The organism is Brevibacillus fluminis (genome assembly GCF_003710825.1).
GTDB classification, from domain to species: Bacteria; Bacillota; Bacilli; order Brevibacillales; family Brevibacillaceae; genus Brevibacillus_D; species Brevibacillus_D fluminis.
The window spans coordinates 56,927-76,182 of sequence record NZ_RHHQ01000003.1 but is presented as its reverse complement, the minus strand read 5'-3'; the positions used below and the strand labels follow the sequence as shown (position 1 = coordinate 76,182).

Here is a 19,256-nt window from a genome sequence, read left to right as displayed (position 1 = left end):
TTGGAACAGGCAAAACAGTATGATGTGTTCGAGGGCATAGCCGATCCGACCCGCCGTGCGATTTTATCGCTCTTGTCGGTGAAGCAGATGAACGTGACAGAGCTTTCCGGCCGATTTCCGGTGACGCGGACTGCCGTTTCCAAGCATCTACGCATTTTAAAAGGCGCCAATCTAATCAAGGAAGAGAAGAGCGGGCGCGAAAAGATTTACAGGCTCAATCCACAGGCGCTGCGGGAAGTTAAAGAGTGGCTGAACCATTACGAACAGTTTTGGGATGAAAAAATCATGAATCTAAAAAACTTGTTTCCATCAGAATAAGGGAGAACAGGAAAACGTTCAGGGAGGCGGACCAGATGAAAAGTGCAAGTCCATTTGTGATCGTGGAGGATTGCGGCGCGGCGGTGGAGCATTACCAACGCATTCTCGGCGGCGAAATCAAGGTGCTCAATGAGCACGCGGGTAAAATCATGCATGCTGAGCTGCACATCGGCAGCACGCTGATCCATTTTTCGGCAAGCTATGGAAAGCCTTTTACAAGCGGGGATCAAGTGAAAATCATCCTGCTTTGCGAGACGGAGGAGGAAGCGAGACGAGTATTCGAGCAGCTGGGGGCGAACGGGCAAGTGACGTTTCCATTGCAGGACACCTTTTTCGGCGCGCTGCACGGCCAGCTCATCGACCACAACAACATCACCTGGGTACTTAACTGCTTCAAGCAATAAAAAAATAGACCAGAGCGCATCGGCGTTTTGGTCTATTTTTCTTTGATTAGCGGGCGAGTTCAAGCTGCTTAAGCGCACGCACGGCTGGTACGGTGAAGCAAGCCAAATTCGGCGGCAGCTGGTCGAGCGCAAACCAGCGCATATCGCCGATCGCGCCGCCTTCTTCCATATTGCGCGCTTCCCCGCCGATGATCCGCACTTTGTAGATGGAGGATACCCAATGCTCGCCAAGCGCGGGGTCGATCGTTTCCGCCATGCAGAGGAGCTGCTCGATTTCCACATCGAGATTCACTTCTTCCTTGATTTCACGGACGACGGTCGTTTCCAGTTGCTCATACAGGTCCACTTTGCCGCCGGGAATGCTCCACGTATCCTTTTCCGGATTGCGGTTACGCCAAACAAGCAAGATTTCGTTTCGTTCATTGAGAATCACCGCACCGACTCCGATGCGTGGGTATTGCTCTGCCATGCGACGTCACGTCCAATCTTCACGAATTTCTTCCTAGTCTCGTTCATTTACAGCAATAGATATGTAAGCTTTTACGTATCGTTTTACGTCGAAAAACTTTACAAGGAGAGTGGATAGAGATAACTTTAAGAAAGTATACCAGAATTGAAAAGTCGTTTTACGAAAAAACGGCGCGGCATCATTGCCAAAAAGGACGAGCCGCTTTGCATAAACGGGGCTGCCGTCACGATTTTCACGAAGAAAGGAGCTGGGCATTCTGAGCATGTTGATTGTTACGTCTGTCGGACCAGAGCATGATGCGGTGGTGCGCGGCCTGAATGGTGATAAACGGTTTGAGGTATTGATCGGGGGCGTCGGCCCGGTTTCAGCTGCGGCGAGCACAGCTCGGGCGCTTGCCGGCAAATCGTATGAGCTGGTCATCTGCGCCGGGATTGCGGGCGGCTTTGCGGGTCAGGCGGAGATGGGATCAGTGATTGTAGCGAACGAAATCATCGCGGCCGATCTGGGCGCACAGACGCCGGACGGCTTTTGCAGCATTGATGAGCTAGGATTCGGCTCTGCGCGCATCGCGGTAGACGCAGCCAAGGCAACACGCGTCACAGAAGCGTTGCGGGCAGCAGGCGTAGCCACGGCGTCAGGACCCGTACTCACGCTGTCGACGGTTACAGGGACAGCCGAAACCGCAGCGGAGCTTGTCAACCGCATTCCGAGCGCGGCTGCAGAGGCGATGGAAGGCTTTGGCGTAGCGACTGCAGCCAAAGCGGCCGGCGTGCCGGTCTTGGAAATTCGCACCGTATCGAACATGGTTGGCCCGCGCGATCGGGCTGCTTGGCGCATCAAAGAAGCGCTGGAGGCACTTGAAGCCGCCAGCACAGTATTAGCGGAGGTGTTATGATGAAAATCGCATTTTCCCCTTGCCCCAATGACACATTTGTTTTCCATGCCTGGGCGCATGGATTGATTCCCGGCGCTCCTGAGCTGGATGTGATGTATGCGGATATCGATATCACAAACGGTTTGGCGGCAAGCGGCCAAGGCCCGGAGGTACTCAAAATTTCCTATGCGGCGCTACCGTGGGTTTTGCAGGAATATGCCCTCATTCCATGTGGCGGAGCACTCGGTAGAGGCTGCGGCCCACTCGTTTTGACAAATGGCGCAAGCCAAGACCCGGCAGCAATTTCAGGCAAACGCGTGGCCGTACCGAGCGAACGGTCCACTGCTTATTTGCTGTTCCGCTTATGGGCAGCGCAAAATGTTCCGGGCGGCGTAGGCGAGATTGTGGTCATGCCGTTCCACGAAATCATGCCTGCCGTACGCGACGGCAAAATCGACGCTGGTCTGGTTATCCACGAAGCGCGGTTCACGTATCAAAACTATGGCTTGTCCATGCTGACCGATTTGGGCAGCTGGTGGGAGGCTGACACAGGGTTACCGATTCCGCTGGGGGCAATTATCGCCCGCCGCTCGCTTGACCTCGAAGCGATCGCCAAATGGGCGCGCGCATCGGTCGAATACGCCTGGGCACATCCAGAGGAATCGCGGGATTATGTGATGTGCCATGCGCAGGAGCTGTCCCCGGAGGTGGCGCAGGCGCACATCGATCTGTATGTCAACAAGTTCACCGCCGATCTCGGTGAGGATGGTTATGCGGCGATCACCGCACTGCTCAGCCGTGCTGCAGACGAAGGGCTCGTGCCACAAGTGGACTTGGCGCTTCTGCGGTAAACGAAGCTGAAACAAAAAAAAAGGCGCATGCACGCGCCTTTTTTAGCTTCGCAAATAGAGCAAATACAGCAAAATGATCCCCGCGTCAGCAAAGATGTGGCTTGCGACAGCGCCCGCCAGCGAGCCGGTTTTGGCCCGCAGTATCCCCCAGCTCACACCGGCCACAAATACCGCGATGATGACGATGATAGGCGTTGGCCAAGCGAACAGCGGCACCACCGAGAGGAGATGATACAGGCTGTAAAAGAAGGAGCTAAGTAAAATCAGCTTCTTTTGTGCAAAACGGCCATTTGCTTTGTAAAAAAAATATCCCCGCCAGTACAGCTCCTCCAAAAACGGGTTCACCAATACCAGGACCAACACCAGCCACCAAAACAGCTCCCCGGAAAACTTCCACTCGACAAGCAGCCGCTCCAACTCGGCTTTTTCGAACAGGAGCGGAAGAAATAGCGAACCTGCCAAAAGGATTGCGAGAAAGTAAATAGCCCCGGACACCAAGCCGACCACGATGCTTTTTCGCTGGAGTCCAAAACCTAGCTGACGCAGAGTCTGTGAAAAGGTAAATCGTTTCACCAGCATCAAATCGACAAATGGGACGGCGAAAAGCCATCCGTAGAACAGCAAGAACGTGATCGGAACGCTGTTCATGACTTGCAAACCGAGAAAGATCAGCAGCGTCGGCGCCGCCAACAAAACAATCAGTGTCATGCAATCCCCACCCACATAAGGCTTGTTTATGTACATCAGCTCAATCTTATCGAGGCGGATGCGATTGGGGGAGTACCAACTTTTGCTGGTACCGCAGAGCGGAAATCAGAAAAGCTCCCACCGAATATTCATTTCGTTGTATAATTATTCATAAATGAACGAAGCTGGAGGGATCTCTTTTGATTGTACGCACTTTTCACTTTTTCGATTACGACGCTGTAATCGCGCTATGGCAGCGGGCGGGTATCCAGGTTTCCCAATCGGATTCGGTCGAAAGGCTTCGCCACAAACTGGAACGAGATCCGGAATTGTTCCTCGTCGCAATTCACGAAGAGCAGATCGTCGGCGCCGTAATGGGCAGCTATGACGGCCGGAGAGGCTGGGTCAACCATTTGGCTGTCGACCCTTCCTATCAGGGGAATCAGCTCGGAAAAATCATCATGGCTGAGCTGGAGAAGCGCTTCAAATCGATTGGCTGCGAAAAGGTGAATCTGCTCATCGAGCGGGACAATGAGGCGGTACAAGGCTTTTACGAAAAAAACGGATTCGCGTCAGACGATCTGATTTTTATGGAAAAATGGATTCGGTAACCGGCTAAACACATGCAGTATGCGGATGAATGATTTACAAATAACAGACAACTGGGTATAATTTACATTAACCAAATCCAAAGACAATGACGGAGACAAGTAACTGCTCTCAGCCTTTTCAGGGACAATATGCCGCCGACTGCAAGCATATTGAAGGCATGCGTAGCGAAATTCACTCCCGAGTCGTCGCTTGAACGGCGGCACGCCTAGTAGAGTGAAACGGCAAAGCCCGTTATCGTTTGCAAAAGAGAGCAAGCCTGTTTGAGATTCCTCGTCCCTTTTCGGACGGGGAATTTATTTTTTTACAGAAAAGAAAGGGGAGAGAGGCACGATGGAAAAGGCTGTGCATGTATTCGTGTTCGATTGCTTGGCGGACTGGGAGATCGGTTTGGTGACGTATGATTTGAAAACGGCGAACGGGAAGAAGCTGCACACGTTTTCAATGTCCGCTGAAACGATTGTGACGGGCGGCGGCTTGCGCGTAATTCCGGATAAAACGATCGCGGATATCTACGAAGACGAAGTGTCGATGTTGATTTTACCTGGCGGCTCGATGTGGGAAACGAATGATCCCGAGCCGATTCTTGCCCTCGTAAATCGCCTGCTTCAAAAAGGCATTCCGGTCGCTGCGATTTGCGGGGCGACGCTGTTTCTTGCGCGCCATGGGGTGCTCGATGAACGCAAGCATACGAGCAACGGGCTCGCGTATTTGCAGGAGGGGGCACCTGGCTACAATGGGGAGGCGCTGTATGAGGAGGTACCGGCTGTCTTCACAGAAGGGCTGATCACCGCGAGCGGTAGATACCCGATCGAATTCGCCCATGCGATCGTCAAGCGGCTTGCCATCTATGATGAGCAGACACTTGACGCTTTTCTGCAATTTTGGCGCGTGTAACCATCCGCTGGTGTCCCGCATATATGAAAGAGCGTGGATACATAGGTGGGGTGAGACAATGTGCGCCAAAATCAACAACTTGGTTTTTGAAGGCGGGGGCGTGCTGGGCATCGCGTATTTAGGTGTCCTCGATGCGCTGTACCAATTGGGGATTGCCCAGCAGCTACGGCGCGTGGCAGGCACCTCGGCTGGAGCGATTACCGCCTGCATCACCAGCTTTAACCTCCCGTTTCCCGAAATCGTTGCCATTGCGAATACGCTTGATTATCAGCAAATTCCGCAGCAGACTTCGCATCCTGCATTGGCGAACTTACCGGATGCGGCTAAAAGCCAGCTTGACAGCATCATCGGCGATTTGGATTCGGTCTATCGATTGGATGAATCGCAGTGATTCCCGCCAATACGGCATTCGTTTTGAAACTCTCGGAGCCCGATTCATCAGTCGCCCGCCGTGCAGCGAGATCAACAGTCTGCATGACTATATCAAAAATTTGTTCCAGTCGATTTTGAACGTGCAACAGGATCTCTTCCATCACAATCCGGATGACATCGCCCGCTCGATCCAAATTGAGACAAACGGCGTATCGTCGGTAGATTTCGATGTTACAACAGGCGATGAAACGTATCGCTATTTATACAAACAAGGCTTCGATGCGACCATGCAGTACTTTGCCTGGCGCTCTGGGGCCGCATATTAGCCCAAATAAAAAAGAGACGAGCGCTGCACGTGCAACAGCTTCGTCTCTTTGTCTTTATTTCGCGGGCGTGCTACGGAAAGGCTGGTAAAACGATTTGGGAATGTCGGTCTCAAAGCGCATCAACTTGCCGGTCGTCGGGTGTGCGAAGGACAGGACGCGCGCGTGAAGTCCCATTCGGCCGATTGGCTTTGTTTTGGAGCCATATTTTTTGTCACCCACGATCGGGTGCCCGATGTCTTGCATATGGACGCGGATTTGATTTTTCCGGCCAGTTTCGAGGCGGACCTCCAGCAGCGAAAAATGGCGGTCGGCGGTAATCACCTTGTAGTGTGTCACCGCATGCTGACCGTCGCCCGGATGGCGACTCGAATACATTTTCAGCGTGGCGCTTTCTTTCAGCCAGGAGGAAATCGTTCCCTCCGCCTTTTTCACAGCGCCTTCAACCAAGGCGACGTACACCCGTTCATGTACGCTGTCTTTCCAGCTGTTTTGCAATGCCTGCTGAATCTTCTCGCTTTTGGCAAACATCATCACGCCGGATGTGTCGCGGTCCAAACGGTGCACGATAAAAATCCGGTTATTCGAATTGGCCTGCCGGACATGCTCCATCAACTGCCGGTAGGCTGTCAGCTCGTTTTCTATCCCTTTGCCGGAAGAAATGGAGAGAAGCCCGGCTTCTTTTTGCACGACGATCACATCGTCATCCTCATGCAAAATTTTCAAGCCGATCAGTGGCGGCGCTTCCACGATCTTCTCCCGGCGAATCGTGACGATTTGCCCGGGGTGAAGCTGACAATTGTAGCGTGTCTCAACCTTGCCGTTGACAGCAACTTGGCCGCGGCTCAAAATCGCTTTCACGGAATTGCGCCCCAGATTCGAGAGCGTGTTCAATAAAAAACGGAGCAGCTCCTCCGGCTCCTTGACCGTGTACTGCTTGGGTTCTGCTGTGTTTTTGGGGGTGTGGCTGTTGCGTTTGTTCATCTGATGAGAACTCCTTTATACCGTTCATTTTCTTCTATTATAGGCGAAATGCTGGCAAAACGCATGGTTTGGGTAGATGGCGCTTTCTCGGACTATTTCTTTTTGCTATAATGTCACTAGAAAAGCGAGGGAGTGTTACAAGGATGCAAGCTTTGTTTGACAAAATGAAGGAATACCTCAACATGGATACTGAAATCTCGTTTGAGGAGTTCGACGGATATTATAAAGAAGTGATTGATTTCCTGGGCAAGGGCTGGGAAGGTTTGGGCGAGGAAGAAAGCATGCAGATGCTCTTTATCTTGGACAACCTCAAGTCCAACGCTGACGACCGTGCCAAGCGCCGTGTGAAGGAAATGAAAAAGTACAAAAAAATCGTGGAGCGCACCGACATCTGGATCAGCGCCATGATGAAGCGACTGCATGAGATGGGCTTGAACGATGAAGAGATCGGCAAGCGCTACGAAGCCATCTACGAAGCAGTGTAAAAAACAGCCTTTCGGGGCTGTTTTTTTGTTTTGGGAAAAACACAATCATCCTATGCTGCCAAGGGATTTTCGGAAAAAAGCGGAGCGAAAAGCTTTGACGATGCCTACCAGGCGGAGCAGAAAAAGGGAAACGTCTTTCGCGACACATATCATCGTGGAGATACATCCGCCGCGCAGCGTGTGGCTTTGGGTCGCGGTTTCCCTTTTTGTGCGGAGCCGGTCTTTCCCGACCCCAGCAGGCATCGTCACCGCTTTTCACGGAGCTTTTTTTTGAAAATCCCCGAACCTCCACAAATTCAAACTACATTGTTGTTTTTCTATGTATTTTCCTGTTTTATGTTGGATAATCCGCAGCCACACTCTATAATGTAGGTGTGCAAAACCAAATTCGCCTGATGAGGTGGTATTCTTGACGTCGATCGCAACACTGCTTGTCATCTGTTCAGGGGTGATTCACGCCTGCTGGAACCTTTTCACCAAAAGGAGCTTGAACAAGCAGGTGTTTCTCTGGTCCATCCACGTCCTTGCCGTTGCTGCACTGTTTCCGTTTGTCGCCGTGGAGCTGTTCACCAATGCGCTGCAAACCCCAGTCGTGTATTACGTGCTGCTCTCCTTTTTTTCTCAGTTGGCCTATGTCTATTTAATGTCCAAAGCTTACCAATTCGGTGATTTGTCCCAGGTGTATCCGATCATCCGGGGAACGTCCGCCTTTTTTGTCCCGATTGTCGGAATCTTGCTATTTGGTGAATCCTTGTCGCTATTCGGATGGGTTGGGCTTGCCTGTGTGACGGGCGGGCTGTTGATCATCAGCGGGTTGGGCACATCGAAGATGGACGCTTTGTCGTATAAAGCGATCCTGTTCGCGTTTCTGGTTGGCTTGAGCACAATTGGCTACGTATTGGGGGATAAAGTCACCCTGCAATACTTATCGCCGCTGACGGTACTGGAAATCTCCAATCTTGGCTTCGTCGTTGCATTTGCTTGGGTTTCGCTGAAATCAAAGGAGGAGCTGCGCCGGGAGTGGCAGGTGAACAAGAAGACGATTATTCTGGGGGCGATCATGTCACCGACATCGTATCTCTTATTTCTTCTTGCCATGAAGATGGCACCGCTCGCCCACATCGCGCCGGTGCGTGAGATCGGGACCGTCTTCGGCACGCTGTTTGGCATTTATATTTTAAAAGAACAGCAAGGCTTGAAGCGGGTGATGATGTCGGCGGTCATCACGGTTGGCATTATTTGCATCGGGATGTGGGGATAGATTGTAGTAGAACAGGTAAAAAATAGTCCGATACAGTGAGAAACAAAGAAAGAACGAGCGATTTGAAGGAAATCGATGAATTTTCTGCAAAATGGCCGTAAATGTATTACAACAAGAATTTACGGGATGATACTTGTTATAATACAATCATAACAACAAGATAACTGGAGGGACTGTACTATGACACCTGTTTCTACATTCTTTCGTAATTTACAACCGAAATGCTGCGCTGCTTGTGGTGAAGTGATTATGGAGCAGGCGGAAGCGTACATGAACGAGTGCTTCACTTGCCAAGAGAAGGAATACGTGATTGCAAATACAAAATAAGATCGGGCCAAATGAATGAAAAACCACTTGCTCTCAAATGGAGGCGAGTGGTTTTGTTGTGTTCAGGAATGCTGATTCCATTTTGCGTTTGGCGGAAAAAAAGCGCATGATAGGAAGTAGTGTTTCGAATGAGGATGGAGGAGAAGAAATGTTTCACCCGACCGTGTTTGACAATTTGAAGGTGGTGCTGGAGGGGGCCGTATACGACGCCGACTTCGACAATGTGATTTTCGTGACCGGACGCAATGATCTGGCAGATTTGGCTGCATTTCACCGCTCGTTTCAAATTGAGTTTTGCCTGGCCGACGATGTGCTGATCGACCCGGCCGATAAAGTCATGGCTTACGTGAAGCTCAAGACGTCATTGGCGGACATCGCAAGCGAACAGCTCGAAAAATCGCTGACGGATCATATCGGCTGTACCATCTGTATCACATTCAAAATGCGCGTGCGGGAAGTCGTGCGAGAAACCGAAGCCATCGATGCGATTTTGAACGAAATCTGGGGGAACCGGCCGCAAATCAGTCAGCAGCTCATGGCGCCCATCGATAGCGGGTCAAGACAGTGGCCGCCTGAGCAGTTTGAGGATACGATTACGCTGGATTTCCTCCGCAAGATTGATGAAGGAAACATCCAGGATATGCGTGATTTGCTGGATCACTGTTTTCTATCAATGAAAAAGCTGAAAGAACTGTTATAGTCCAGAATAGCGTTGTTTTTTGTTAACCTAAAAATATAATCGGTTGACAAAAGCATTCTCTCTCCCTTACCCTAAGAGTGCAAGCTGATGAATGGCACTCATTACATAATAGGAGTAGGGTGATGGATTGTGAGCACACGCAATTTGGTGATGGCCGCACTCATGATGGCGATTATAGCGGCACTGGGCTTGGTAAAAATATCGTTTCCTTTGTTTAATGAAGTACCGATTACCGGTCAGACGTTGGGGATTATGCTGGCAGGCGCTCTTCTTGGGGCGAGGCTCGGTGGGCTTTCAGTCGCTGCTTTTGTGGCATTGGCCGCTGTGGGCGTTCCGCTGTTGGCAGGGGGCCGTGGAGGAATCGGCGTTTTTGCTTCAGCAAGCGGGGGATGGGTGTTGAGCTGGCCGCTGGCTGCGTATTTGATCGGATATATGGTGGAAAAAAGCTGGTATTCGCTGCGCACGTGGAAAGTGATTTTGTTTAATATTTTGGGCGGCATCGTGGTTGTTTACGTGATCGGCATGGCTTACCAAGCGGCATTGACCGGCGTTCCGTTTTACACCGTCGCCATCAAGTCGATGATTTTCCTGCCAGGCGATTTGTTGAAAGCAGCTGTGGCAGCGGTGATCGCGGTGCGTCTGCGCTATGCTTACCCACTGATACAGGTAGCTGCGCCTTCTGACCGATTTAGCGAACAGCGCGGGCAAACATTATAAATGATCAGGGAAGGGTTGCTTCGGGCGAGCCTTCCTTTTTCCATGTAAAGAAACGATTCTAAAGAATGTAGTAGCGATGAGAGGGAGGGGATTGAAACATGCACCTACAAACACCTGTTATAGTGTACGCAAAGCGGACACCAATTGGCAAAGTCGGCGGTGTGCTGCGAGACATCGAGCCGCATGAGCTAGCTGCGGCGCTGATTGAAGACGCTGTTCAGGCGTGCAAGCTGGACGGTGAGGCGATCAGCGATGTGATACTGGGCAATGTCATCGGCCCGGGTGGTAATCTGGCAAGGCTTTCCGCATTGGAGGCGGGATTGCCTGTGACCGTACCAGGCGTGACAGTCGATCGACAGTGTGGCTCAGGCCTGGAAGCTGTCCAGCTTGCCTGTCGGCTCGTGCAGGCGGGCGCTGGCGACATTTTTTTGGCAGGTGGAGTAGAGAGCACCAGCAGAGCGCCGTGGAAAATGGAAAAACCGAGTAACTTATACGGACGGCTCCCCCGTTTGTATGGGCGAGCGAGATTTTCACCCGATGCTGTGGGCGACCCGGAGATGGGCGAAGCCGCCGAGAATGTCGCCCTGCACTACGGAATTGCGCGAGAGGAACAGGATCGCTGGGCACTGGAGAGTCATCGGCGCTACTTCGCCGCATTGCAAGGCGGAGCATATCGCGACCAAATCCTTCCCTTCCGGCTTGCAACCGGAGATGTGACAGCGGATGAATGCCCACGGGCGGACAGCAGCATGGAAAAATTGGCCCGGTTGCGCCCGGTGTTTTGCGAGGGCGGCACCGTTACTGCGGGCAATGCTTGTCCCATCAATGACGGCGCTGCGCTCGTCGTGGTAATGTCGGCGCAGAAGGCGGCACAGCTGGGCATCGCCCCGATGCTAGTCTACAAAGACAGTGTGGCATGCGGTGTCGACCCGAACTTGCTTGGCACTGGACCGATTCCGGCGGTGCGCCAGCTGCTTGACCGCAACGGCCTTGTGATCGGTGACATTGATCGGGTGGAGTTCAATGAAGCGTTTGCTTCGCAGGTGCTCGCCTGCGTCAATGAACTGGCGATCCCCCATGAAAAAATCAATCGTGATGGCGGTGCGCTCGCTTTGGGCCATCCGTACGGGGCATCAGGCACGATCTTGGTCGTGTCACTCGCGCACGGGATGCGGCGCACGGGCGGACAATACGGCTTGGCGACACTTGGAATAGGCGGCGGAATGGGGCTTGCCGTTTTGTTTGAGCGGGGGGAATACGCGTGAGCAATGGTGATGTACGTACCACAGCGGAGTCCCAACAGGAGACGATTGCCAGCGGTTTTTGGAGGCAGGCACGCAAAAACGCGGACGCGTGCGCCATCCGGGTCGAGCAAACGCGAGTCACCTATGGCGAGCTGCTCAAGAGGAACATACAGGTCGCCACATGGATTCGAGCGCAAAAGCTGGGCGGACAGCGTATCGGGATCAAGCTTGAAAACGGAGCATCGTTTATCGCCTGTTTTTATGGTGCCGTGCTGGCTGGTTCCATTGCGGTCCCGCTGCCAGCCGACTTGCCAAATGATCAGCTTGTGGATTGGCGGGAACATTTGGACTTATCGGTGGTGCTAGAGGCAGAACCGGGCTTGCTTAGCCAAGCTACCTCATGCAATGAGCAAGAAAACCAGCCTGAACTCGATCCAGAGCAGCTTTTTTACATGGCGGTTTCCTCCGGTTCGACAGGCATGCCCAAAGGCATTTTGCGCACCCACCGGTCATGGGTGGAGAGCTTTTACAGGATGAAGGAGGCTTTCGGAACAGGTGGACAAGACATGATCTTGCTGCCGGGGCCGCTGCATTATTCAGCCACGTTGATCGCTGCGCTGCAAGTGCTGCATGAGGGTGGCGAGGTCGTGCTGATGACGCGCTTTCACAGCCATGCGGTGCTCGAGCATTTGCAGTCCGGCGGGGTGACGGCATGCTTTATGGTTCCAGCGATGTATGCCAAGCTTTTGGCCATGATCGAGCAAGGCAGAGGAACCGAACCTTTCACGGACGAAAACATAACGTTCATTTCGGCGGGAGACAAGCTGTCTTTCGAGCTCGCGAACAAATGGCTGCAAGCCTTTCCTGGCAGCAGCTTGTACGAATATTATGGCGCCGCAGAGATCAGCTTCGTCAGCTATATTCGCCACGGACAGAATAGCGGCGAGGCTGGCAGCGTCGGGCGGCCGTTTCCCGGCGTAGAGGTGACCATTCGTGACGAGCAGGGGCAACTACTCAAGACAGGCGAGATCGGTGGTGTACATGTGAAAAGCTCGATGGTCGCGCAAAGCTACGGACATGCGCAGGCGCCGCCGTTTATCCAGCCGACTGTGGGAGGGTACACAGTGGGCGATCTCGGCTATCTCGATGAAGCGGGCTGCTTGCATTTGGTTGGGCGAAAACAGAACGTGATCGTGCGCGGAGGGGTGAACCTTTATCCCGCTGAAATCGAGCGGGCGTTGGTTGCCGACGAAGCGATTAGCGAAGCGGCCGTGTTCGGCGTGCCGGATCAGGTGCTCGGTGAACGGATTATCGCGGCGGTTATCCTTGCAAACAGGCAGGACGCTGACGGTGAGGACCCAGAAAACACTCGTCTTGCAGCTGTACTACAGCATCGCTTCGCCCGTGCCAGAAGGCCGGATGAATATTGGATCGTGCCACAGCTGCCGCGCAATGCAGCGGGCAAAACGGATAAGAGGAAGCTGCGTGACTTGTTTTTCGAGCAAAAGGGGAGGCGGGAAAATGAACGATAGGTGCGTCCAAGCCGCGATCGTTACGGGTTCTACGAGAGGAATCGGGCATGCAATCGCAACCAGCTTGGCCCAGGCGAACATTGCGGTCGTCGTCAACGGAACGACGGAAGAAGGCGTGAATCGAACCGTGGCCGAAATCAAGGAAGCGGGCTGCTTGGCAGTCGGTGTTACCGGTCGGGTCGAAGAGATGGAGACAGGCAAAAAACTGACCCAAGCGGCGCTCGACGCTTTCGGGCGCATCGACTATTTGGTCAACAACGCCGGCATCGTCGCCGACCGGATGAGCCACAAGCTGGACGAGCAAGACTGGGATAGAGTCCTCGCCGTCCATGCGAAAGGAACGTTTGCTTGCACGCAACCGTTTTTGCAAGCCAAAAAAGAAGTGGGCACAGGTGGCGTCATCATCAACATGACCTCGCTGGCAGGCTTGCATGGCGTCGTTGGCCAGCTGAATTACGCTGCCGCAAAAGGCGCGATTTTGGCGATGACCTACACGCTGGCACAAGAGTGGCAACAAGCAGGCATCCGCGTGCACGCCATTTCCCCAGCCGCCCTGACAGACATGACCCGCCCGCATGTAGAAAAGGCGGAAGCTGCAGCACGAGCAAAAGGTGAAGAACTTCCCGACTATTGGCGCATCGGCCAACCGGAAGACGTCGCCCGTCTCGTGCTCCATCTCATCACGCATCCGACCGAAACAGGGACCGTCTGGGGCGTAAATGGTGAACAGATCGGGTTATGGTCAAAACCAGCTTATCAGCAAACAATTATTGAATAACACAAAAGCAGCTCTCAATGGATAAAGACCCACCGGGAGCTGCTTTTTTAAAAACTACCTGGTATAGCCCACACAAAAAAATTGGCGTAGCCAACCCGTCATTTTTCTTTTTTAATTTCCTCATCCCGGCATGCTTTTGGTGCAGCTAAGGGATTTGTGAAAAAAGAGGGGGCGAAAGCCTTGGCGATGCCAGCAGAGGCGGAGCAGAAAAGCGGAACGGCTTTCGCGCGTCACAGCATCCCTGAGATACATCCGCCGCGCAGCGTGTGGCTTTGGCGCGCGGTTCCGCTTTTTTGCGGAGCCGGCCTTGCAAACACCCTTGCGGGCATTGCCACAGCGACAGCCACCTCTTTTTTCGCAAATCCCCTCGTCTCCACAAAAAGCTTTGCCATCCCCCCTCCCTCCTGACACAATTCGTTCACTTTTGTGTAAAAATTTCGCCTTATATCGCCACGTTGTGACTCCTTTTTTAGTGGTAAGATAAACACATCAAGCAGCGAGGCGCTTGAGCTTATGTGAAAGAGGAGTGAGGAGCAATGACACTGGAAGGCATGTTTTTCCTGGTTCTCACCATGACATTTGCATTCGTTGGCACGATGACAGCCGCTCGCAACAACTAGGTCATCAAGCACTTATAACGCGATTTTGTTCCCAAGCAGTCAGCCGATTTCGGTTGGCTGTTTTTATTTTTTTTCACGAATGCTCACCACGATTGCAGTCTGTCTCGCCATGCATCATTCGTAAAGGGGAAAAGGATACTAAAGAAGGAGATCACCCCCAATAAAAAGCGAGGCGAAACATTTGACGACACAAATTTCAGGACCGCGCGGGCTGCCGCTCTCGGGCAATCTGCTGGCCTTCCGTAAGGACCCGCTCTCATTTTTGACTCGCGCCGCGAGTGAATATGGCGATGTGGCCCACATCCGCATGGGGCCGAGCCGTCATGCCTATTTGATTAGCAACCCGGAGTATATCAAGGAAATCTTGGTCGCCAAACAGGCCCACTTCAAAAAAGCGAAAGGGCTGCAGGTAGCCAAGCTGGTTGTAGGAGAAGGAATCCTTACGAACGAGGGCAAAGATCATTTGCGGCAGCGGAGATTGATGCAGCCGGCGTTCCATCGCGATCGCATCGCCGGTTACGGAGACATCATGGTGGAAGAAGCCGTCAACCATATCGAAGCGTGGAAAGACGGGGAATTGTTGGACATCCACCATGAAATGATGCGTTTGACCTTGGCGATCATCACGCGCACGATGTTCGGCGCGAATGTCAGCAGCAATGCGGATGAGATCGGCCATGCCATCGAGGTGGGATTGCAGTACATCAGCAAAAAGGCAACCTCTGTGCTCGATATTCCGCTGGAAGTCCCGACCAAAGGCAATCGCGACTTCCAACAGGCCTCCGAGCTGCTGGACAAGACGATCTACGCCATCATTGAAGATCGGCGCAATGAACCTGAGGGAGCGGAGCATACCGATTTGCTTGCAATGCTTTTGGCAGCGCGCGATGAAGAAGATGGAACTGGCATGTCTGACAAACAGGTGCGCGATGAGGTCATGACGATTTTCGTAGCGGGCCATGAAACGACAGCCAATACGCTTTCCTGGACATGGTATTTGCTGTCGCAGCATCCCGAGGTGGAGGCTCGATTCCATCAGGAGCTTGATGAAGTGCTGGAAGGGCGCGAGCCAACGGTGGACGACATTCCGAGCTTGCCGTATGTGAATCAAATCGTGCAGGAATCGATGCGCCTGTATCCGGCGGCTTGGATGATCAATCGGGAGGTAGTCGAGAATGTCGAGATCGGCGGCTATCACTTTAAGCCAGGCGAGATTCTCATGATGAGCCAGTTCGTCATGCACAGAGATCCACGCTTCTATGACGAGCCCGACCGTTTCAAGCCGGAGCGATTTGATGGCGGCGAATTGCTCAAGCGTAACCCGCAATTCGCCTATTTTCCGTTTGGCGGCGGGCCGCGAATCTGCATTGGCAACAACTTCGCACTGATGGAGTCGGCGCTGCTTTTGGCGACGATCGGTCAACGATTCCGCATCAGTCGGGGTGAAAATGAGCCAGCGGCGATCCCGGAACCGGTCGTGACCTTGCGTCCGAAAAACGGCATGAAAATGACCATTCATAAACGATAGTCCTTTGCTACAGCAAAAAAAAGCTTACCAGGCGGCAACGGGCCGCTTGGTAAGTCTATATGGGGGGTTATTAACAATTGCATTGAAAAGTAGCTTCCTTACTGAATACTATAGCAACGAAAAATAAACTGTGTGTGAAAGGAATATAAACGTTCATAAAGCTTTTGTCCGAATTTTTCCAACCTACTGATGGATCGGAATCGAAACCGTGAAGCAGCTTCCTCTGCCCAACTCGCTGGTGACGGTAATCTGCCCTTGGTGCCGTTCGATGATGCTCTGGCAAATCGTCAGGCCCAGGCCGGTTCCGCCATTATTGCGGTTCCGTGATTTTTCAGCGCGATAAAACTTGGTGAAAATTTTCGGCAGCTCGTCCTCGGCAATCCCTTCTCCTTTGTCGATGACCGAAATGACGACCTGGCCATCGCGCTGGTCGCAGGTGAGGAGGATAGAGCCGTCCGGCTTGTTGTAATAGATCGCATTGTTTAACAAATTTTGCAGGACGCGTCTCAGCTTGAATTCGTCGGCCTCGATATGCAGCTCCGGGGATACGCGAATTTTGCTGTGAAAATGCAGACCCGCATCGCGCACTTTTGTTTTATATTCCTCGCTAATTTGGCGCATGAAATGATGCAGGCGGAAACGATTCGTCGTGAGCGGTAGCTCATTGCTCAAGCGCGAGTAGTCTTGCAGCTCATCGAGCAGCTCGTCGAGATCGCCGACTTTTTGCTCGATTTTGCCCATTTGCCTGCGGATGCGTTCGATATCTGTAATCCGGCCGGACGCGATATAGGAAGCATAGCCTTTGATCGTGGTGAGCGGCGTGCGGAAGTCGTGAGCGATCGCTGCAATCAGCTCCTGCTGCCGATCCTCGGAAATGCGGAGCTGCTCGACCATGTCGGCGAACGAATGGAGCAAGGCTGCGAATTCGTCGTTGGCCTTATACGAGAAGGAGACTTCCCGCTTCCCCGCCTTGATGTCCTGCGTCAGGACAGAGAGCTCGTTGACCGGCCGCAAGATCCAGCGCACCAGCATGAAAATAAGCAGCAGTCCGACGATGATCACGCTGCCATAAATATAGATGACCACCATCGTGACGCCTTTGGTGGCAAGAATATCGGAATCGTCGGTATAGAAACGGATGATGGTAGTTCCGAGTGATGTGGAGTCGTGTTCAAAGTGGTACTCGGACACGACTTTTTTGCTGGAGTCTTTCTTGAGTCTGTAGGCTTCCGACTCCTTGGTATACATGGTGTTGCCCCGTCCGTCCTCTATGGTGATCACATACATCATGTCATCCGGCAGTTGTTCGGAAATTTCCCGCGATTCCACCGGATCTTTGAAATGATAGCTGCGCAACAGCTGATTCAAACGCACTTTCGCGGCTGCATCCATTTCTTGCTTGAACTGCTCGTGGCGGTCGGTTTTGATTTGCTCGACGATGATATTTTCAAAGATGAACTTGTAGCTCAGCAAATTGAGGGCAATGACCGCCAAAAAGGAAAGGAACAGCCGTTTCCCGATGGTCATCGCTACAGGCGCTCCCCGATAAATACATAGCCGGTACCCCACTGGGTTTTAATAAACGTGCGTTCGACTTCCAGCTTTTCGCGCAGATTCTTGATGTGGACGGTGACGGTATTGAGCGAACCATACCCATAGCCCCAGACACGGTCATAGATTTGCTCTCGCGTAAAGACGATGCCAGCGTTCTCTGCCAAAAACAGCAGAAGCTGGAACTCCTTTGTTGACAGCTCTACCTTCTGCTCACCGATGTAGACGGAGTACGTTTCCTTGTGGATTTCCAAGCCTTTAAAGCGGAGGACGGTAATCGCCGGGGAAGCTGTCTCTTTTGGCGGCTGCTCTTCCTGCGTCTGTTTGCGAATCCGCTCGTAGCGGCGCAGGTGCGCACGGATTCGCGCGAGCAGCTCTTCCGCGTCAAATGGCTTCGTAATATAGTCATCAGCGCCAATCTCCAGGCCGACGACCTTATCGACCGGTTTTCCTTTTGCGCTGAGGAAAATAATCGGCATGTCCCGTTCACGGCGAATCTGGGCACACAATTCGTAACCACTCATGTGCGGCATCATGATATCGAGAAGAATCAGGTTGGGCTGGGCGTCGGCTTCCAGCTTGACAAGAGCCTGCTCGCCATTTTCCGCCCATACGACCTCATAGCCCTCGTTTTCCAAAATATCTTGCAGCAGTTCGAATATCTCCTGGTTATCATCAACAATCATAATTGTCTCTTTCATCAAAGACACCCCCAAAACTGATCAAATCTTTTTTTCTGGTAAGCTTGTGCTCCTATCATAGCATGGTTGTTGCGGATTCTGCACTGCATATAGAAGGATTTACTAGCAAATCTTGATAGCTGGTACTAATAGGGGCCAAAAAAAGCCAGAGATCGATATCCCTGACTTCATAAAAATCATTTCGTCTATTTCTTTTTAGGCGTTGGTTTTGTCTCGAGCGAAGCGGCTTGCACAACTTTTTTGTTATTCGACTCTTCTTTAGCGGCGATCAGTGCAGGAATTTCTACACGTTTTGCGCCGACAAAGCGCTTTTTCCAATAAGCTTCATCCAGCTTGGTGTTCATGACGCCATGGCTGGACTCGGAGTGAACAAATGTGTTGTCACCTATGTAGATGCCTACGTGAGAAACGCTGCGGCCATTGGTCTGGAAGAATACCAGATCGCCTGGTTGCAGATTGGACTTGGCAACGCTAGTTCCAACCTCGTACTGAGCAGCTGAAGAATGAGGCAAATCTACACCTAACGCATCAAAGACGTAGCGTGTGAAACCGGAGCAGTCAAATCCTTTTGGGGTAGTGCCGGAGGCCTTGTAGGGAGTGCCGTACAAATCTTTGACAGTATCTGTCAAAGGATTGCTTTGGGCGTACGCCGCACCTGCACCTACTACAAGCAGGCCAAAAATCAAAAAGCTACAAAACAACTTACGCAACTGAAGCTGCTCCTCTCTTTGAGCCTACGAGGTTAGCTGAAGGGTTCGGTCAGAAAGGTTGCCCTAAGCCGTGAGAAAAACACAGCTATTCACCCCAAAAAATTGGTTCCCCCGCTTCCGAACATGTCGGAATTCGGCCTACTATTAGATTTTTTAACACGCATACTATACCCAATTCGAGGAAATTAGACAAATTCCTCTTTTCTATCTCCTTGTTCACAAATTCGTCACAATATATTGTAAACTTTCCCCGATCGACTGCGTACGTGAGCGATTCTTTTGCAAATTCACGTAGAATTCGACCGTTGTAGCCG

General features: G+C 52.2%; 25 protein-coding genes and 1 riboswitch. Of the genes, 18 read left to right on the top strand and 7 right to left on the bottom strand.

Annotation, left to right across the window (positions count from 1 at the left end; translation table 11 throughout):
* Both EDM56_RS01030 and EDM56_RS01025 read left to right on the top strand, forming a co-directional pair.
* Entirely contained in the window at positions 1 to 318 is a 318-nt protein-coding gene (locus EDM56_RS01030) for an ArsR/SmtB family transcription factor (RefSeq protein WP_122916021.1), read from the top strand.
* A gap of 35 nt (positions 319 to 353) precedes the next feature.
* Positions 354 to 722 (top strand): VOC family protein, encoded by a 369-nt coding sequence (locus EDM56_RS01025; protein WP_122916020.1) that lies wholly within the window; start codon positions 354 to 356, stop codon positions 720 to 722.
* A gap of 46 nt (positions 723 to 768) precedes the next feature.
* On the opposite strand, the gene EDM56_RS01020 is transcribed toward EDM56_RS01025, so the two are convergent.
* The gene (locus EDM56_RS01020) at positions 769 to 1,191 is read right to left on the bottom strand and encodes an NUDIX domain-containing protein (protein WP_122916019.1); all 423 of its coding nucleotides are present in this window, start codon (positions 1,189 to 1,191) and stop codon (positions 769 to 771) included.
* Positions 1,192 to 1,453: 262 nt separating this feature from the next.
* Here EDM56_RS01020 and EDM56_RS01015 point away from each other — a divergent pair, with 262 nt between their 5' ends.
* Together EDM56_RS01015 and EDM56_RS01010 are read left to right on the top strand one after the other, a co-directional pair.
* Positions 1,454 to 2,086 carry a futalosine hydrolase gene (locus EDM56_RS01015; RefSeq protein WP_122916018.1) on the top strand — a complete coding sequence of 211 codons (633 nt, stop codon included), beginning with the start codon at positions 1,454 to 1,456 and terminating at the stop codon, positions 2,084 to 2,086.
* Positions 2,086 to 2,916 (top strand): 1,4-dihydroxy-6-naphtoate synthase, encoded by an 831-nt coding sequence (locus EDM56_RS01010; protein ID WP_122916017.1) that lies wholly within the window; start codon positions 2,086 to 2,088, stop codon positions 2,914 to 2,916. Before EDM56_RS01015 ends, EDM56_RS01010 begins: the two co-directional genes overlap by 1 nt.
* A 42-nt stretch (positions 2,917 to 2,958) precedes the next feature.
* On the opposite strand, the gene EDM56_RS01005 is transcribed toward EDM56_RS01010, so the two are convergent.
* A complete protein-coding gene (locus EDM56_RS01005) occupies positions 2,959 to 3,624 on the bottom strand; it encodes a CPBP family intramembrane glutamic endopeptidase (RefSeq protein ID WP_122916016.1) in 666 nt (221 codons plus the stop codon).
* Between the two features lie 179 nt (positions 3,625 to 3,803).
* Between EDM56_RS01005 and EDM56_RS01000 the strand changes: the two genes are divergently transcribed.
* The 4 genes from EDM56_RS01000 to EDM56_RS00985 all read left to right on the top strand — a co-directional run bounded on the left by EDM56_RS01000 (position 3,804) and on the right by EDM56_RS00985 (position 5,807).
* Positions 3,804 to 4,214 (top strand): GNAT family acetyltransferase, encoded by a 411-nt coding sequence (locus EDM56_RS01000; RefSeq protein WP_122916015.1) that lies wholly within the window; start codon positions 3,804 to 3,806, stop codon positions 4,212 to 4,214.
* Between the two features lie 331 nt (positions 4,215 to 4,545).
* Complete coding sequence (locus EDM56_RS00995) at positions 4,546 to 5,109, top strand: DJ-1/PfpI family protein (protein ID WP_122916014.1); 564 nt, start codon at positions 4,546 to 4,548, stop codon at positions 5,107 to 5,109.
* Positions 5,110 to 5,167: 58 nt separating this feature from the next.
* The gene (locus tag EDM56_RS00990) at positions 5,168 to 5,500 is read left to right on the top strand and encodes a patatin-like phospholipase family protein (protein ID WP_122916013.1); all 333 of its coding nucleotides are present in this window, start codon (positions 5,168 to 5,170) and stop codon (positions 5,498 to 5,500) included.
* Positions 5,487 to 5,807, top strand: coding sequence for a hypothetical protein (locus tag EDM56_RS00985; protein WP_122916012.1), 321 nt, complete (start codon positions 5,487 to 5,489; stop codon positions 5,805 to 5,807). Before EDM56_RS00990 ends, EDM56_RS00985 begins: the two co-directional genes overlap by 14 nt.
* A 54-nt stretch (positions 5,808 to 5,861) precedes the next feature.
* Here EDM56_RS00985 and EDM56_RS00980 read toward each other — a convergent pair whose 3' ends face one another.
* Positions 5,862 to 6,788 (bottom strand): RluA family pseudouridine synthase, encoded by a 927-nt coding sequence (locus EDM56_RS00980; protein WP_122916011.1) that lies wholly within the window; start codon positions 6,786 to 6,788, stop codon positions 5,862 to 5,864.
* A 143-nt stretch (positions 6,789 to 6,931) separates the two neighbouring features.
* On the opposite strand from EDM56_RS00980, the gene EDM56_RS00975 reads away from it, so the two are divergent.
* The 9 genes from EDM56_RS00975 (at position 6,932) to EDM56_RS00935 (ending at position 13,832) form a co-directional block, all read left to right on the top strand.
* Positions 6,932 to 7,273: a hypothetical protein gene (locus EDM56_RS00975; RefSeq protein WP_122916010.1), complete on the top strand. Its 342-nt coding sequence runs from the start codon at positions 6,932 to 6,934 to the stop codon at positions 7,271 to 7,273.
* A 30-nt stretch (positions 7,274 to 7,303) separates the two neighbouring features.
* Positions 7,304 to 7,645 carry a hypothetical protein gene (locus EDM56_RS00970; protein ID WP_122916009.1) on the top strand — a complete coding sequence of 114 codons (342 nt, stop codon included), beginning with the start codon at positions 7,304 to 7,306 and terminating at the stop codon, positions 7,643 to 7,645.
* A gap of 37 nt (positions 7,646 to 7,682) precedes the next feature.
* Positions 7,683 to 8,534: an EamA family transporter gene (locus EDM56_RS00965; RefSeq protein ID WP_183192242.1), complete on the top strand. Its 852-nt coding sequence runs from the start codon at positions 7,683 to 7,685 to the stop codon at positions 8,532 to 8,534.
* Between the two features lie 180 nt (positions 8,535 to 8,714).
* Entirely contained in the window at positions 8,715 to 8,861 is a 147-nt protein-coding gene (gene yhfH, locus EDM56_RS00960) for a protein YhfH (protein WP_122916007.1), read from the top strand.
* 148 nt (positions 8,862 to 9,009) lie between these two features.
* Complete coding sequence (locus tag EDM56_RS00955; RefSeq protein WP_122916248.1) at positions 9,010 to 9,561, top strand: hypothetical protein; 552 nt, start codon at positions 9,010 to 9,012, stop codon at positions 9,559 to 9,561.
* Between the two features lie 129 nt (positions 9,562 to 9,690).
* Positions 9,691 to 10,278 carry a biotin transporter BioY gene (locus tag EDM56_RS00950; RefSeq protein ID WP_122916006.1) on the top strand — a complete coding sequence of 196 codons (588 nt, stop codon included), beginning with the start codon at positions 9,691 to 9,693 and terminating at the stop codon, positions 10,276 to 10,278.
* Positions 10,279 to 10,376: 98 nt separating this feature from the next.
* Complete coding sequence (locus EDM56_RS00945; protein ID WP_122916005.1) at positions 10,377 to 11,543, top strand: thiolase family protein; 1,167 nt, start codon at positions 10,377 to 10,379, stop codon at positions 11,541 to 11,543.
* Positions 11,540 to 13,054 carry a class I adenylate-forming enzyme family protein gene (locus EDM56_RS00940; protein WP_122916004.1) on the top strand — a complete coding sequence of 505 codons (1,515 nt, stop codon included), beginning with the start codon at positions 11,540 to 11,542 and terminating at the stop codon, positions 13,052 to 13,054. The genes EDM56_RS00945 and EDM56_RS00940 overlap by 4 nt, the downstream gene beginning before the upstream one ends.
* A complete protein-coding gene (locus EDM56_RS00935; RefSeq protein ID WP_183192241.1) occupies positions 13,044 to 13,832 on the top strand; it encodes an SDR family NAD(P)-dependent oxidoreductase in 789 nt (262 codons plus the stop codon). Before EDM56_RS00940 ends, EDM56_RS00935 begins: the two co-directional genes overlap by 11 nt.
* Positions 13,833 to 14,062: 230 nt before the next feature.
* Here EDM56_RS00935 and EDM56_RS31305 read toward each other — a convergent pair whose 3' ends face one another.
* Positions 14,063 to 14,224 (bottom strand): hypothetical protein, encoded by a 162-nt coding sequence (locus EDM56_RS31305; RefSeq protein ID WP_183192240.1) that lies wholly within the window; start codon positions 14,222 to 14,224, stop codon positions 14,063 to 14,065.
* Positions 14,225 to 14,633: 409 nt separating this feature from the next.
* Between EDM56_RS31305 and EDM56_RS00930 the strand changes: the two genes are divergently transcribed.
* Positions 14,634 to 15,980 (top strand): cytochrome P450, encoded by a 1,347-nt coding sequence (locus tag EDM56_RS00930; RefSeq protein WP_122916002.1) that lies wholly within the window; start codon positions 14,634 to 14,636, stop codon positions 15,978 to 15,980.
* Between the two features lie 183 nt (positions 15,981 to 16,163).
* Here the strand turns inward: EDM56_RS00930 and EDM56_RS00925 are convergent, their stop codons facing one another.
* The 3 genes from EDM56_RS00925 to EDM56_RS00915 all read right to left on the bottom strand — a co-directional run bounded on the left by EDM56_RS00925 (position 16,164) and on the right by EDM56_RS00915 (position 18,942).
* On the bottom strand, positions 16,164 to 17,507 hold the full coding sequence (locus EDM56_RS00925) for a sensor histidine kinase (protein ID WP_122916001.1): 1,344 nt from the start codon (positions 17,505 to 17,507) through the stop codon (positions 16,164 to 16,166).
* A gap of 2 nt (positions 17,508 to 17,509) precedes the next feature.
* A complete protein-coding gene (locus EDM56_RS00920; RefSeq protein ID WP_122916000.1) occupies positions 17,510 to 18,232 on the bottom strand; it encodes a response regulator transcription factor in 723 nt (240 codons plus the stop codon).
* A 185-nt stretch (positions 18,233 to 18,417) separates the two neighbouring features.
* Entirely contained in the window at positions 18,418 to 18,942 is a 525-nt protein-coding gene (locus EDM56_RS00915) for a C40 family peptidase (protein ID WP_122915999.1), read from the bottom strand.
* Positions 18,943 to 18,949: 7 nt separating this feature from the next.
* Positions 18,950 to 19,091: riboswitch (cyclic di-AMP (ydaO/yuaA leader) on the bottom strand.
* Positions 19,092 to 19,256: the final 165 nt, after the last annotated feature.